We start from the raw sequence: 13306 nt of genomic DNA, 5'->3' as shown, positions 1-13306 counted from the left end.
GAGTGCCCCTTTCTTAACTTTGTTGCTAGTCGCCTAAATGCAACCTAGACCAATACCCTCAAGCATTACTCAGCTAGGTGGTATAAAGAATTAGACCTTAGTAGCATCTTAATTTAAATATAGAGAGTACTTAATCAAGATCATCTTTTTAACAACTTCAATTATTACTGCTATCTCAATTACTTTTATTATTCATAATATTAAATTTTTATTTTGCGATTTATCGCTATCCACGACTATATTTTTTAACGAATTATTCACAAAACAACTAATTTCATGAGTTTTAATGGAATAAACACACTGCTTAAGCCCGTTTAGCTATACCTTAGTCGTATAGACCAATGGGTAATTGAGCAAAATCTGAACATAGCCAACAGTGAAGATGTTAACTTAATCGGGATACAGTTATGAAAAACAATAAACTAACAACAACAGCGCTCAGCGTTTTAGCAGTATTGTTCGGTACTTCAGCCCAAGCGGGTGTATTAGAGTCTACAGATGTAAAATATGGCGGTTATGTAAAGCTTGATGCAATGTGGAGTGATTGGTCTGCTGGTACGGTAGGTGGCACGAGCATTGGTCGTGATTTTTATGTACCAAGCACCACTCCGGTGGGTGGTGACGCAGATACAGATCCTGTATTTGATATGCATGCACGTCAATCACGCTTTAACTTGGCAACATCAACTAAATTAGACAACGGCGAATCAATTAACACCAAAATTGAGCTCGATTTTATTGCATCGCCAGGTGGTAATGAGCGTGTTTCAAATTCTTATGCGCCGCGTATTCGTCAAGCATTTGTAACGTATAATGGCTTCTTGTTTGGTCAAGCGTGGTCAAACTTCCAAAATGTTAGCGCATTACCAGAAACACTTGATTTCGTCGGCCCTGCTGAAGGTACTGTGTTCGTGCGTCAAGCGATGATTAAGTACACTTCAGGCGGCTTTTCTGTATCGGCAGAAAATCCTGAAAGCACGATTACCACAGCAGGTGGTGTGCGCAACGAAACCGACGACTCTAGCCTACCAGATATCACAGCTCGTTATACCTTTAAAGGCGATTGGGGTCACTTCACTGTTGCGGGTCTTGCAAGACAACTTACTTATAAAGCAGGCGGTGCAGACGCATCAACATCATCATTTGGTGTGAGCGCGTCGGGTCGCGTTAACTTTGGTAAGAATAATTTAAAATACATGGTCACAGCAGGTAGTGGTTTAGGGCGTTACGTTGGTTTAAACGTCGCACATGGTGCAGTGCTTGATGGCAATGATTTAGATGCAATTGATTCAGTTTCGGGCTTTGTTGGTTATCAACACCACTGGAATGAAAAGTTACGTTCAACTTTCCTCGCGTCATATTTTAGTGCTGATAATAACCAAAACTTGTTAAATATCACTGGTGACCCAACAAAAACATCAATGAGTTACAGTGCAAACTTGCTTTATTCTCCTGAGAAAAAACTTACTTTTGGTGTTGAATACAAAGTAGGCGAGCGCGAAACCGAAAGTGGTGTTGATGGCGATATCAACCGCTTACAGCTTTCAGCTAAGTATGCTTTCTAAAGCCTACTTGCGAACTTTATAACTTAGATTGCTTCCTAAGTTGTTGTCAGTAATAAGCGACCAATTGGTCGCTTATTTTTTTAGTTAATTAACAGCCACTTCCTGCCTGAGAAAAACGACACAGTATTTTTCAATACAGTTAAGCAAGTGTTTGCTTAGCTAAAAAAACCACCTAATAAGTAAAGTTGATGCTACCTTTGACCTTCACCAAAAAAGTAAATTAGCGAAAAGTTATATGCAGTGTCGTTGTTACTGTACTTACTATTGAAAAAACGTTTAGCGTCTAACTGAAGAGCAAAATTATTGTTAATTTGGTAATGCATACCTAGGCCTGCATTTAACGCAAATGTACTGTCACCATCATCTTCATTATTCTTTGCATACAACATTTCACCAGCGCCTGCGCTAACAAACGGGCGAAAGCTACTATCGCTGTTAAAGTAATAGTTTGCACCGACATTAAATTGTTCAAATGTTTGGTCACCTGAACCAATTTCTCGCGGTAGTTGACCTTTTAAATAATCAAGCTTCATAGAGAATCGCGGTGAAAAATACAGACCTAAATTCCAGCCATTGGCAACATCTTGCTCTAAACCCCAATGCTCACCTGGATTTAAACTGCCGTAATTTAGACCAAAGCCTATTACGCCAATATCGACTGGGTCTTTTTTACTAATATAGTTTTTTTGATAAGTAGGCGCTTGCTGTGCTTTACCTGAACCAAGTTGATAGTGCACATTAAGTTGCACTTGATCTTCATACTCACCCGTTGGTAGTTGCATCTTCGCAAAGTTAATACCACCGGTACCCGCTTTAACCACTTCCATATCAAACAAGTTGTTAATGCCTTTACCCGCAGCATCAATTGGATCAAGTAAAAATAGCGACACATCACCTAAGGTTTTCGAGCCCCACACTTCTCCGCCGGTGCTACGAATTTCCATTTCTGTTTGGTATGCCCATTCGCCGTAAGCCCAACCTAATACTGGTGTAATCACTAAATCTTGCATTGACGGCACTTCAGCAAACCCTTCAATACCGTATTCCCAATAAAATGTGCTCATAGTGAATGCGTATAAAAACGAATCCCACTGGCGGTAGCCTGACTTACGTGCAACTTGGTAATAAACACCACCAAAATACGGGTGCCCAATCCAGTTTAACCACCAAACGTCGCGGTCCCATGTTGGGCCTTCTTTTACATTGTCAGTCCACTTAGAAAATACGCCGTTTTCCTTATCCCATTTCGAGATATCTTCTGGCAACATTAAAATTAAGCCAGCAACACCAAAGCCATACCCCATCACAGATTTAGTTTGTGACCATAAGCGCTCTCGGTCTTGACCATAGTTGTTTGAAAATAAATTTATTTGATAAGGTGACTGATAAAAGTCATCGGGAATATCTTTTAGATTCCAATCGCTATTACTCGGTAAATTATAGGTTTTAACTTCAACCGACGTAATGTCATCTTTAAGCTGGGTATTTAACTGTTTTTGCTCTTCCTGGTTAGCAAAAAGAGGTTGAGTCATCACTGATGAAAACAGTGCTAACTTAATCATACGATTGAGCATTTTCATAGACTGTGTGTGCGTCCGTTCTTGGGTAAGCTGCAAAAAGGCGGCTATTTTAGCTGCTTTTGTAATTTAAGACACTTAATGTTAGCAAAAAATTGTAAACATCAATGCAAAAAGGCCACATTAGTGGCCTTTTTCGTCGTTTAGCTTATTTTATAGTTCAGCGTCATCCGCAGCTAAACTTTGCGTTTCACCTTCTTCAGGTTTAATTGTCGCTTGTAGTAATAACATTTCACGTAGTTTCTGCTCAATTTCATTGGCAATTTCCACATTCTCTTTTAAGAACTTAATAGAGTTTGCTTTACCTTGACCAATTTTGCTGCCTTTGTAGCTAAACCATGCACCCGCTTTATCAACTAGATTATGCTTAACACCTAAGTCAATTAGCTCGCCCTCTTTCGAGATACCTTGGCCATACATGATAATGAATTCAGCTTGTTTAAACGGCGGTGCAACTTTGTTCTTAACAATCTTAACGCGTGTTTCATTACCAACAATTTCATCGCCTTCTTTCACCGAACCGGTACGACGAATATCAATACGTACTGATGAATAGAATTTAAGTGCGTTACCACCTGTTGTAGTTTCTGGGTTACCAAACATAACACCAATTTTCATACGGATTTGGTTAATGAAAATACACAGTGTATTTGAGCGTTTGATATTCGCAGTTAATTTACGTAATGCTTGCGACATTAGACGAGCTTGAAGACCAACGTGAGTATCCCCCATATCACCTTCAATTTCCGCCTTCGGTGTTAGTGCAGCTACAGAGTCAACAATCACTACATCAACAGCACCTGAACGTACTAGCATATCGCAGATTTCTAACGCTTGCTCACCGGTATCTGGCTGAGAAACTAATAACTCGTCAACATTTACACCTAGCTTTTCAGCATAAACAGGGTCTAGTGCGTGTTCAGCATCAACGAAAGCACATGTTTTGCCTTCTTTTTGCGCTGCCGCAATTACCTGTAGTGTTAATGTTGTTTTACCTGAAGATTCTGGACCATAAATCTCAACGATACGACCTGTTGGTAAACCACCTATACCAAGTGCAATATCAATACCCAGTGAACCTGTTGAAATAGCTTCAACATCTAGCGCTTGGCTATCGCCTAATTTCATAATTGAGCCTTTACCAAATTGGCGTTCAATTTGTGATAGCGCAGCTGTTAGGGCTTTTTGTTTATTATCGTCCATTTGACTCTCCGAATCTGTGTTATGCAGCAAAGTATACTGTATAGATTACCAGTATCAAGTGTTTTTTATTAATTAATTAGCTCAATTGCTTTTTTCAATGAATATTCAATAACTTGCAATCTAACCTCGCTACGATTGCCTGCGAACAAACAGTGTTCAACTGATAGTTTATCCAGTACTTTTACCGCAATCCATACAGTACCAACTGGTTTATCTTTTGTGCCACCTCCTGGGCCTGCGATGCCAGAAACAGCAATAGCAACGTCGGCGTTAGTTGCATTTATTGCCCCATCTGCCATCTGCTCGATAGTTTCTTTACTTACTGCACCAAATTGTTCAAGTATTTCTTGCTTAACCCCAAGTAACTCGTGCTTAGCATCATTACTGTAAGTGACAAAACAACGATCAATATAAGCTGAACTTCCCGCAGTATCGGTTAACGCATAACTAATACCACCACCAGTACACGATTCAGCAGTAGTGATCCAAAGCTTTTTATTCGTTAAACTAGCACCTAACTTTGCCGCTAGCTCAGAAATATGAGCGGGTAATATCATTTTTACACCTTTTACATAACAACTATTAGTCAATTATGCCGTTAGATTTATATTCAGACCATACTATCAGCCAACAAACGCCAATGATGCAGCAATACTTAAAAATTAAGGCTGAACATCGGGATATATTAGTCTTCTATCGCATGGGTGACTTTTACGAACTGTTTTTTGATGATGCCAAACGTGCCGCAGAATTACTCGATATTTCGCAAACTCATCGCGGCAAAGCCGGAGGCGACCCTATTCCAATGGCGGGGGTGCCTTATCATGCAGTTGAAAACTACCTAGCGCGCCTAGTGCAAATGGGCGAATCTGTTGCCATATGTGAGCAAGTTGGCGATCCTGCCACCAGCAAAGGACCAGTAGAGCGCAAAGTCGTACGCATTATTACGCCGGGTACCATTTCTGATGAAGCCTTATTAAAAGAGCGTCAAGACAACTTGTTATGCGCAGTATCGCATAACGACAAAGGTGCATACGGCATTGCTTATTTGGATATCAACTCAGGTCGTTTTCGCATTTTACAAGTCGATACCGACGAAGCGCTGAATTCAAGCTTACAACGCATTTCACCCGCTGAACTACTCTACCCTGAAACCTTTGAAAATTTAGCGCTGATTGAACAGTGTAATGGCCTGCGTCGTCGCCCTATTTGGGAGTTCGATTTAGACAGCGCCAAAACATCGCTTAATAAGCAGTTTGGTACCAAAGATCTTGTTGGTTTTGGCGTTGAAAACGCACATTTAGCATTACAAGCTGCAGGCTGTTTAATGCAATATGTGAAAGACACTCAGCGCACTGCACTGCCGCACCTTAATGCGATTGGTCTGGAGCAAAATGAGCAAAATGTCATTCTGGATGCGGCAACCCGTAAAAATTTAGAACTGACCGTCAATTTATCGGGCGGGTTTGACAATACCTTGGCGCAAGTACTTGATAAAACAGCAACGCCTATGGGCTCTCGCTTGTTAAAGCGTCGCCTGCATAGCCCTATTCGCGACCAACAAGAGCTTAATAACCGCCTTGATGCACTCGGTGAAATCCACGACTTGGCAATTAACCATGAACTGCACGACACATTGAAACAAGTTGGCGATTTGGAGCGCATTATTGCGCGTTTAGCGCTGCGCTCAGCAAGACCACGTGATTTATCGCGTTTACGTTTAGCGCTGCAAACACTGCACCCTATTCACGATTTATTAAATGATGCGAATAGCACGCGCTTAAAACAAATCAAGCATGCCACACCGATTTTAACTGAACTTCAAGAGCTACTTGAACACGCTATTATCGACAACCCTCCGGTACTAATTCGCGATGGTGGTGTTATTGCCCCAGGCTATAACGCCGAACTCGACCAGTGGCGCAACCTTAGCAAAGGTGCAACCGATATTCTTGAGCAAATGGAAATTCGCGAACGCGAGCGCACAGGCATTGCAACCTTAAAAATTAGCTACAATAAAGTGCATGGCTATTACATTGAAGTCAGTAAGGCCAACGCTAACCTTGTACCGGCAGATTACGTACGCCGTCAAACACTGAAAAATAACGAACGCTATATTATTCCTGAACTGAAAGAGCACGAAGACAAGGTTCTTAACAGCCAATCAAATGCATTGGCACTTGAAAAGCGTCTGTATGAAGAATTGTTCGATATTATTTCGCCGCAAATTGATGTACTGCAAAAAATGGCTGCGGCGCTTAGTGAACTGGATGTCATTAATAATCTTGCTGAACGTGCTGAGTCTCTCGATTATGTTAGGCCCAACCTTAGCGAAGACAACTGCATCGATATTAAAGGCGGCCGTCATCCTGTGGTTGAGTTTGTTATGCAACAACCATTTATTGCCAACCCAACTTACCTCGATGATAAGCGCAAAATGTTAATTATTACTGGGCCAAATATGGGTGGTAAATCAACCTATATGCGTCAAACTGCGTTAATCGTCTTAATGGCACATATTGGTTGTTATATTCCAGCGCAATCTGCGAGCATAGGCATTACCGACCGTATTTTTACACGTATTGGCGCGAGCGATGACCTTGCATCAGGTCGCTCAACCTTTATGGTAGAAATGACTGAAACCGCCAACATTCTTAACAATGCTACCGAAAACTCTCTGGTATTAATGGATGAAATTGGCCGCGGTACCAGTACTTATGACGGTCTATCACTGGCGTGGGCAACAGCCGAATATTTAGCGAAGAATATCGCTGCTAAAACACTATTTGCAACCCACTACTTTGAACTAACTGAGCTTGTTGACCAGCTGGAAATTTTAGCCAATGTACACCTAGATGCAATTGAATACCAAGACACCATTGCGTTTAAACACACCGTATTAGATGGCGCAGCGAGTAAAAGCTTTGGCTTACAAGTAGCGGGCCTTGCAGGTGTGCCAAAAGCAGTAATCAACCGTGCAAAACAAAAGCTTTCATTGTTGGAGCAGCATCAAAGTGTCAGTGAAATGCCGCTTAACAACGCGGCAGATATGCAAATATCACAACAGGCAAGTTTATTTGATGCGCCTAACCCTGTGGTTGAAACCTTAGACACTATTGACCCGAACGATTTAACCCCGCGTCAAGCACTTGATTTAGTATTTAAACTGAAACAACTAGCAAAAAGTAACTAACTCGCGTCTGAGCAAGCTAATTTTTAGCTAACCTGAACGCGGGTTACTACCTTTAATTTAGAGCAGAGCTTGTCCTTTTTCTGACAAGCTCACTTTAACTCCGTGATAGAACTCTATTTCTTGGTGCAATAAACTGTCTTGCGTCGATATATTCAAATACTCTCGCATTTCTTCAATCTGACACCAAAAACTTAAATCCCCCATAAACGGGACTTCTTCCAAATCTTGATTCGCACCAAATAACTGCGCTAACGACAAAGTTTGTCCGTTTAAACAATCCAAAATCTGCCATTGTGTGCGGTTTAAACCGATATCATCAGGTTGCTCTTGTAAGAAGCGTTGAACCGAAGTTTTAAGATTAGGCCAGTGTTTGAAATCGAGTGTTAAACAGCCTTCTAACGCTGCTAAATCGGTTGTCAGTGCTTGCCACACCCTAGTTGCTAATTCAAAAAATGGCTCACTTGGACTAAAGCGGGTTTTATAATACTGTGCAACTTGGCTTGCCTCTAATTCCCGCGGAGGTAAATGATCAGATAATAACACCACGAACAGATTATGCGTGGTGTTAAATTTCGCCCGATACCACGCAATAAACTGTAAGCCAATCAAACTATCAAACAGCTCTGGCGTTAACCACAAGGTGACTTCATCGCTGTCTTCTATGGCATTTAATTTATCGTTACGCGCCTCAAACTTGGCCCGTACGTCTTTGAGCGGTAAACAAAAGTAGTCTGCTAAAAATGCGGCGCGATAATCACTCATCGCAGGCAGCGATACTTCAGCGCTAATAGGACCATGATGCAGCACATCTTGCCACGCAATAAATTGCCCCTGAATGCCAATGCGCTTTAAAAATAGGTTTGCACTGTCGCCATTAGTAATATGATACATAAACGAACCTCATCGACTGATAGTTGTTTGTTCTAATCCACTAAATAATATTCAACACTCGAAACCACGCGCACACGTTTAATATGTGGTGAGTTAGAGTCGCGGTCTGAAATACTAAACTGCCCTTGGCGCGCAGATTTAATTTTACCTAAGGTGGATTTTGAATCGGTGGCAAATTTTTCAGCAACTTCGCGTGCTTTTTCTGTTGCTTGTTGGATCATCTCCGGCTTGATGTCATTTAAACCAGTAAAAATGTACTGTACTTTAGCGTCGTAGCGATCGCTTGAGATGGCAATGCCTTGTTTTGCAAGTTGCGTCACTTTAGTTAATGCGTGGCGCACTTTTTCTGGCTCGTGGCTATAAACCGTAATGCTCGACATCACAAAATAGCGCATTTGGCCTTTTTCTAATTGCGCGTAAGGCTGCGCTAGTTTGTCTGCAACATTAGGCGGCGATACTGAAATTTCTTCGTCGCTAAAACCATGTAATGCTAAAAATGCACGTACTGCTTGGTTTTTAGCCTCTAGCTCATCGATCAATTTTGTTAAGTCGTTACCCGCAAGTGAGTAATTAATTGGCCAAATAACGGTGTTTGCCATCACTTCTTTTTCTGCCAATCCTTTTACCGCCACACTGCGATCAAGGGTTTTAAACTCTACGATGCCTTGTTTTAACAACAAGCTGGCAATAATAATTGCCAGCGCAAAGATAATCGTACTGGTTAGCGATTGTTTATTCATGGTTATCTACCCTATGTTTATCCTTGCCAAAGTATTCCGGCGTTTGCGTTGACAGTACTTTCAGCGGCTGCGATGACGTTACCTTAACACCATGTGGTGTATTTTCATCAATCTTTACAAAATCGCCTTTTTTAATTGTGAAGGTTTTATCACCAAGCTGCATTTGCCCTTCACCGTCGACAATGTAAACCATTTCACTGTGCTCTTTATGAATATGCAGTGGTACTGACTTTTTAACATAGATCAGAAATTGGCTTGCATCTTGGTTGCTAGTTAACGGCACAACTTTTACGTTGTCTAAATCACTTGGTGCAACCATTTGCTCAAGATTGATAGGTGCTGCGCTAATAGCAGCGCTCAGCAGCAGTAGAGTCATATTTATTAGTCCATATTTATGCCCTGTTGAGCATAACAATACCCTGTTTTATATCAAGTATCTAACAACATTATTGCTTTATACTTGTAAATGAATTTTATAAGATAGCAACAACTCAACTGTGGTGAAACGCTATGACGGTAAAAAGGATAAGTCAATTTTTCAACCCTAAATCAGTGGCAGTTATTGGTGCGTCAAACCGTACCAATCGCGCGGGTTACGTGGTGATGCGCAACTTGTTGCAAGGAGGTTTTAATGGCCCGATTATGCCAGTAACGCCAAAATATAAGGCAGTTCATGGCGTGCTTGCTTACCCTACAATAGACGCCCTGCCACAAGTACCCGATTTAGCCGTTATTTGCACCAGTAAAGACCGTTGCTGCCAAATCGTTGAACAGCTCGGTAACAAAGACTGCAAAAATGCCGTCATTATCGCATCGGGCATTGATAAAGATTTAAAGCACGCACTTATCGAAACCGCACGCAAAGCTAATGTAAATATACTCGGGCCAAATAGCCTTGGATTATTAATCCCGCGTATCGGACTTAACGCAAGTTTCTCCCATATGGTCGCTAAGCCCGGAAAAATAGCTTTCGTGTCGCAATCTGCCGCAGTTTGCTCAACAATTCTCGACTGGGCACAAACAAAAGACATTGGCTTTTCATATTTTGTCTCGGTGGGCGATTGTGGCGATATTGATTTTGACGAATTGGTCGATTTTTTAGGGCGTGATGCCAACACCCAAGCAATCTTGCTGTATATCGACAATATTGAACATACCCGTCAATTTATTTCCGCTGCGCGAGCTGCTGCGTTCAGTAAACCCGTCATCGCAATAAAAACGGGAAAAACCGCCGCTGGCGCAGATGCTGCTATGGCGCACACCAGTGGCAACCAAGGTTCCGATGCGGTGTATGATGCAATGTTTCAGCGTGCCGGTATGCTGCGCGTAAATGACTTACGCGAGCTATTTGCCGCAACACAAACCTTGGCACTGCACCCTAAACTATTAAAACAAGAAGCCCTGACCATTTTAACCAATGGTGGCGGACCAGGTGTAATGTCTGTAGACACCTTAATCCAAAGTTCGGGCAAACTTGCTGAACTTTCAAAAGAAACCATTACTAAATTAAATCAGGTATTGCCTCAGCACACCTCGTTCGCCAACCCTGTTGATATTTACGGCGATTCTGATCCGTGGCGCTATCAAAAGGCGGTCGAAATTCTAGTGCAAGCACCTGAGGTTGATAATTTACTCATTTTACATAGCCCATCGGCATTAGCTCCTAGCGAAGAGTTTGCTAAGATTATTGCAGAAACGGTAAACAAAGTGCCGAAAATGCAGCGTCCGTATGTAATGACCAACTTTATGGGTGAAACGGCAGCTTATGAAGCGCGTAAAGTTTGCCAATCAGCGGGCATTCCCACTTACCGCACACCCGAAGGTGCAGTAGCGGCTTACATGCACTTAATTCAGTATCGCCGTAACCAAAAGCACTTAACGCAAACACCAGAATCCCTATTAGATTCAGACAATATTCACACTGAACAAGCTGGCAAACTAATAAGCGGCTACTTGCAAGAGAAGCGTCACTACCTACCGACTCATGATGCAGCAGCACTGCTTGAGTGTTATCAAATTAACTGCATTGCAACTGAGCATGCTTTTACACCTAGCGAAGCGCGCGAGCTAGCCGAGAGCATTGGCTTTCCGGTTGCGCTTAAATTAGTAAGCCCTAACATTCCATCTAAGTCTGATGTTGGTGGTGTCGTATTAAACTTAAACGATGGCGTTGAAGTAGAGCAAACAGCATTTAATATGCTACTGCGAATTAATGAAACTTACCCAGATGCCAAAATTGATGGTTTTGCGCTACAAAAAATGGCAACCCGTGCTGGCGGACAAGAACTGCGCATAGCAGTTAAAACAGATGCTAATTTTGGCCCGGTTATTTTACTCGGCGAAGCTGGTACCGCACTTAACTTTGACCTAGCAGCGGTTGCTCTGCCACCGCTTAACATGAATCTAGCAAAGTACTTAATTGCCGCAGCAAGCGATAAAGGGTTTATCAAAGAAAAGCATTTACCAACCAAAATCGACAAGTACACTCTGTGCGCTATGCTTACTCGCGTATCACAAATGGTGGTTGAAAATCCCGATATCAAATCACTTGAGCTTAACCCAGTACTGGCTTTACAAGGTAAATTCTTAGTACTTGATGCGGCTATTGAACTAGAAAAATACCAAGCATCAAGTCGCGCAAAACGCTTAGCAATTAAACCTTATCCAAAAGAGCTTGAGCAAAATATTACCCTTAAAGATGGTTCACCTGCGATATTAAGACCAATTCGTCCAGAAGATGAAGAAGCGCATCGAGAGTTTGATAATCAGCTAACCAAAGAAGACAGATACAAACGTTTCTTTGGTGAAATGCCACAGTTTAGTCATGAGCAATTAGCTAAAATGACGCAAATTGATTACGACCGCGAAATGGCATTTATCGTTACGCAAAGACGCGACGATAAATGGCAAACACTTGGTGTGTCGCGTGTGTTAATGGACCCAGATAACCTTGTTGCCGAGTTTGCCGTAGTTGTGCGCTCCGACCTAAAAGGGCTTGGGCTTGGTCGTATTCTAATGCAGTCAGTGATTGACCATTGTAAACGCCAAAATGTGCAAAAAATTGAAGGCCTTACTTTACCTGAAAACGGTGGCATGATTGGCCTGTCGGAAAAACTAGGCTTTAAAGTCACGCGTGATTTCGAAGAAGGTACGGTTATTATGACAATGCCACTTAACTAAGAGGTCGATGTGAATCAATTACGACTGAGTATTGCACAAGTTCTGGAAAGTTCTGGCGAAGGACTAAAACTTGGTAGGTTTATCGATGCGCTGTTGATAATTCTGATTATCGGCAATGTCGTTGCGATTGTACTTGAGTCGGTTGAAGAAGTCGCTGTCAGCTACAAGCACCTTTTTTTAGCAATTGAAATCTTCTCTGTCGCGATTTTTACTATTGAATACCTGCTGCGCTTATGGGTTTGTGTTGATAAAGAACATTATCGCGATTTGCCTATTCCCAACTGGCGAAAACGCATTCGTTATTTGCGCTCTCCTTTAGCGATTATTGATTTAATGGCGATTTTGCCAACATATTTAATGCTGTTCGTCAGCTTTGATTTGCGTTTCTTACGTGTATTTAGACTATTACGTGTTTTTAAGCTGACTCGCTATTCCCGTGCAATGCAATTATTGTTGCAAAGTATTCGAGAAGAAAAAGGCCCATTACTTGCCGCATTTTTTATTATGAGTGTGGCGCTTATCACCGCATCGTGCGGTATCTACTTAATTGAACATGACGAACAACCGGATAAGTTTGGCTCTATTCCCGATGCCATGTGGTGGGCAATGGCAACACTCACCACGGTTGGCTATGGTGATGTTGTGCCAATTACTCCGCTTGGCCGCTTTTTTGGCGGGGTAATAACCGTGCTAAGTATGGGTATGGTGGCAATCCCAACCGGCTTGCTGGCATCGAGCTTTTCAGATCAATTAAGACGCCGTAGGGTGCAATTTGCGCAGTTCGTGGCATTATGCTCGCGCGATGGTGATATTTGTGAAAAAGACCAAATACAAATTGAAGAAATGCGTCTTGAACTAGGCTTAAGTAAAAAAGAAGCTGAGCGTGCCATTAAGCGTAAAATGAATGAAATAAAACACATTAATTATTGTGCTAACTGTGGTCATAAAATCCCTTAG

Annotated in this window: 10 protein-coding genes; 4 read left to right on the top strand and 6 right to left on the bottom strand. The window is 41.9% G+C overall.

From position 1 onward, the window contains the following. Positions 1-407: 407 nt before the first annotated feature. Positions 408-1565, top strand: a complete 1158-nt coding sequence (locus tag PSPO_RS03145) for a DcaP family trimeric outer membrane transporter (RefSeq protein ID WP_010560888.1) — start codon at positions 408-410, stop codon at positions 1563-1565. 191 nt (positions 1566-1756) lie between these two features. Here PSPO_RS03145 and PSPO_RS03140 read toward each other — a convergent pair whose 3' ends face one another. The 3 genes from PSPO_RS03140 to PSPO_RS03130 form a co-directional block, all read right to left on the bottom strand. Next, complete coding sequence (locus PSPO_RS03140; protein ID WP_233430449.1) at positions 1757-3127, bottom strand: DUF3943 domain-containing protein; 1371 nt, start codon at positions 3125-3127, stop codon at positions 1757-1759. Positions 3128-3295: 168 nt separating this feature from the next. Then, positions 3296-4345, bottom strand: a complete 1050-nt coding sequence (recA, locus tag PSPO_RS03135) for a recombinase RecA (RefSeq protein WP_010560890.1) — start codon at positions 4343-4345, stop codon at positions 3296-3298. Positions 4346-4413: 68 nt separating this feature from the next. Continuing rightward, positions 4414-4902 (bottom strand): CinA family protein, encoded by a 489-nt coding sequence (locus tag PSPO_RS03130; protein WP_010560891.1) that lies wholly within the window; start codon positions 4900-4902, stop codon positions 4414-4416. Positions 4903-4937: 35 nt separating this feature from the next. Between PSPO_RS03130 and mutS the strand changes: the two genes are divergently transcribed. Further along, complete coding sequence (gene mutS / locus PSPO_RS03125; protein WP_040641354.1) at positions 4938-7538, top strand: DNA mismatch repair protein MutS; 2601 nt, start codon at positions 4938-4940, stop codon at positions 7536-7538. A 57-nt stretch (positions 7539-7595) separates the two neighbouring features. Here the strand turns inward: mutS and PSPO_RS03120 are convergent, their stop codons facing one another. Genes PSPO_RS03120 through PSPO_RS03110 form a run of 3 tightly spaced genes read right to left on the bottom strand, consistent with a single transcriptional unit; the run spans position 7596 to position 9545 of the window. Next, a complete protein-coding gene (locus PSPO_RS03120; RefSeq protein ID WP_010560893.1) occupies positions 7596-8429 on the bottom strand; it encodes a DUF1835 domain-containing protein in 834 nt (277 codons plus the stop codon). Positions 8430-8461: 32 nt separating this feature from the next. Continuing rightward, a complete protein-coding gene (locus PSPO_RS03115) occupies positions 8462-9169 on the bottom strand; it encodes an SIMPL domain-containing protein (protein WP_010560894.1) in 708 nt (235 codons plus the stop codon). After that, the gene (locus PSPO_RS03110; RefSeq protein ID WP_010560895.1) at positions 9162-9545 is read right to left on the bottom strand and encodes a cupin domain-containing protein; all 384 of its coding nucleotides are present in this window, start codon (positions 9543-9545) and stop codon (positions 9162-9164) included. Before PSPO_RS03110 ends, PSPO_RS03115 begins: the two co-directional genes overlap by 8 nt. 134 nt (positions 9546-9679) lie before the next feature. On the opposite strand from PSPO_RS03110, the gene PSPO_RS03105 reads away from it, so the two are divergent. Together PSPO_RS03105 and PSPO_RS03100 are read left to right on the top strand one after the other, a co-directional pair. After that, on the top strand, positions 9680-12349 hold the full coding sequence (locus tag PSPO_RS03105) for a bifunctional acetate--CoA ligase family protein/GNAT family N-acetyltransferase (RefSeq protein ID WP_010560896.1): 2670 nt from the start codon (positions 9680-9682) through the stop codon (positions 12347-12349). Positions 12350-12358: 9 nt separating this feature from the next. Further along, complete coding sequence (locus PSPO_RS03100; RefSeq protein ID WP_010560897.1) at positions 12359-13306, top strand: ion transporter; 948 nt, start codon at positions 12359-12361, stop codon at positions 13304-13306.

It is taken from the genome of Pseudoalteromonas spongiae UST010723-006, assembly GCF_000238255.3.
GTDB lineage: Bacteria > Pseudomonadota > Gammaproteobacteria > Enterobacterales > Alteromonadaceae > Pseudoalteromonas > Pseudoalteromonas spongiae.
Note: the sequence above shows the minus strand (reverse complement) of the source record. Positions and strands in the feature narration are given on the sequence as shown.

What these genes read in the sequence shown, in the direction of transcription:
- PSPO_RS03140 (WP_233430449.1), bottom strand. Translation starts at nt 3,127, where the DNA reads ATGATTAAGTTAGCACTGTTTTCATCAGTGATGACTCAACCTCTTTTT.
- PSPO_RS03115 (WP_010560894.1), bottom strand. Translation starts at nt 9,169, where the DNA reads ATGAATAAACAATCGCTAACCAGTACGATTATCTTTGCGCTGGCAATT.
- PSPO_RS03105 (WP_010560896.1), top strand. Translation starts at nt 9,680, where the DNA reads ATGACGGTAAAAAGGATAAGTCAATTTTTCAACCCTAAATCAGTGGCA.
- recA (WP_010560890.1), bottom strand. Translation starts at nt 4,345, where the DNA reads ATGGACGATAATAAACAAAAAGCCCTAACAGCTGCGCTATCACAAATT.
- mutS (WP_040641354.1), top strand. Translation starts at nt 4,938, where the DNA reads ATGCCGTTAGATTTATATTCAGACCATACTATCAGCCAACAAACGCCA.
- PSPO_RS03145 (WP_010560888.1), top strand. Translation starts at nt 408, where the DNA reads ATGAAAAACAATAAACTAACAACAACAGCGCTCAGCGTTTTAGCAGTA.
- PSPO_RS03110 (WP_010560895.1), bottom strand. Translation starts at nt 9,545, where the DNA reads ATGACTCTACTGCTGCTGAGCGCTGCTATTAGCGCAGCACCTATCAAT.
- PSPO_RS03120 (WP_010560893.1), bottom strand. Translation starts at nt 8,429, where the DNA reads ATGTATCATATTACTAATGGCGACAGTGCAAACCTATTTTTAAAGCGC.
- PSPO_RS03130 (WP_010560891.1), bottom strand. Translation starts at nt 4,902, where the DNA reads ATGATATTACCCGCTCATATTTCTGAGCTAGCGGCAAAGTTAGGTGCT.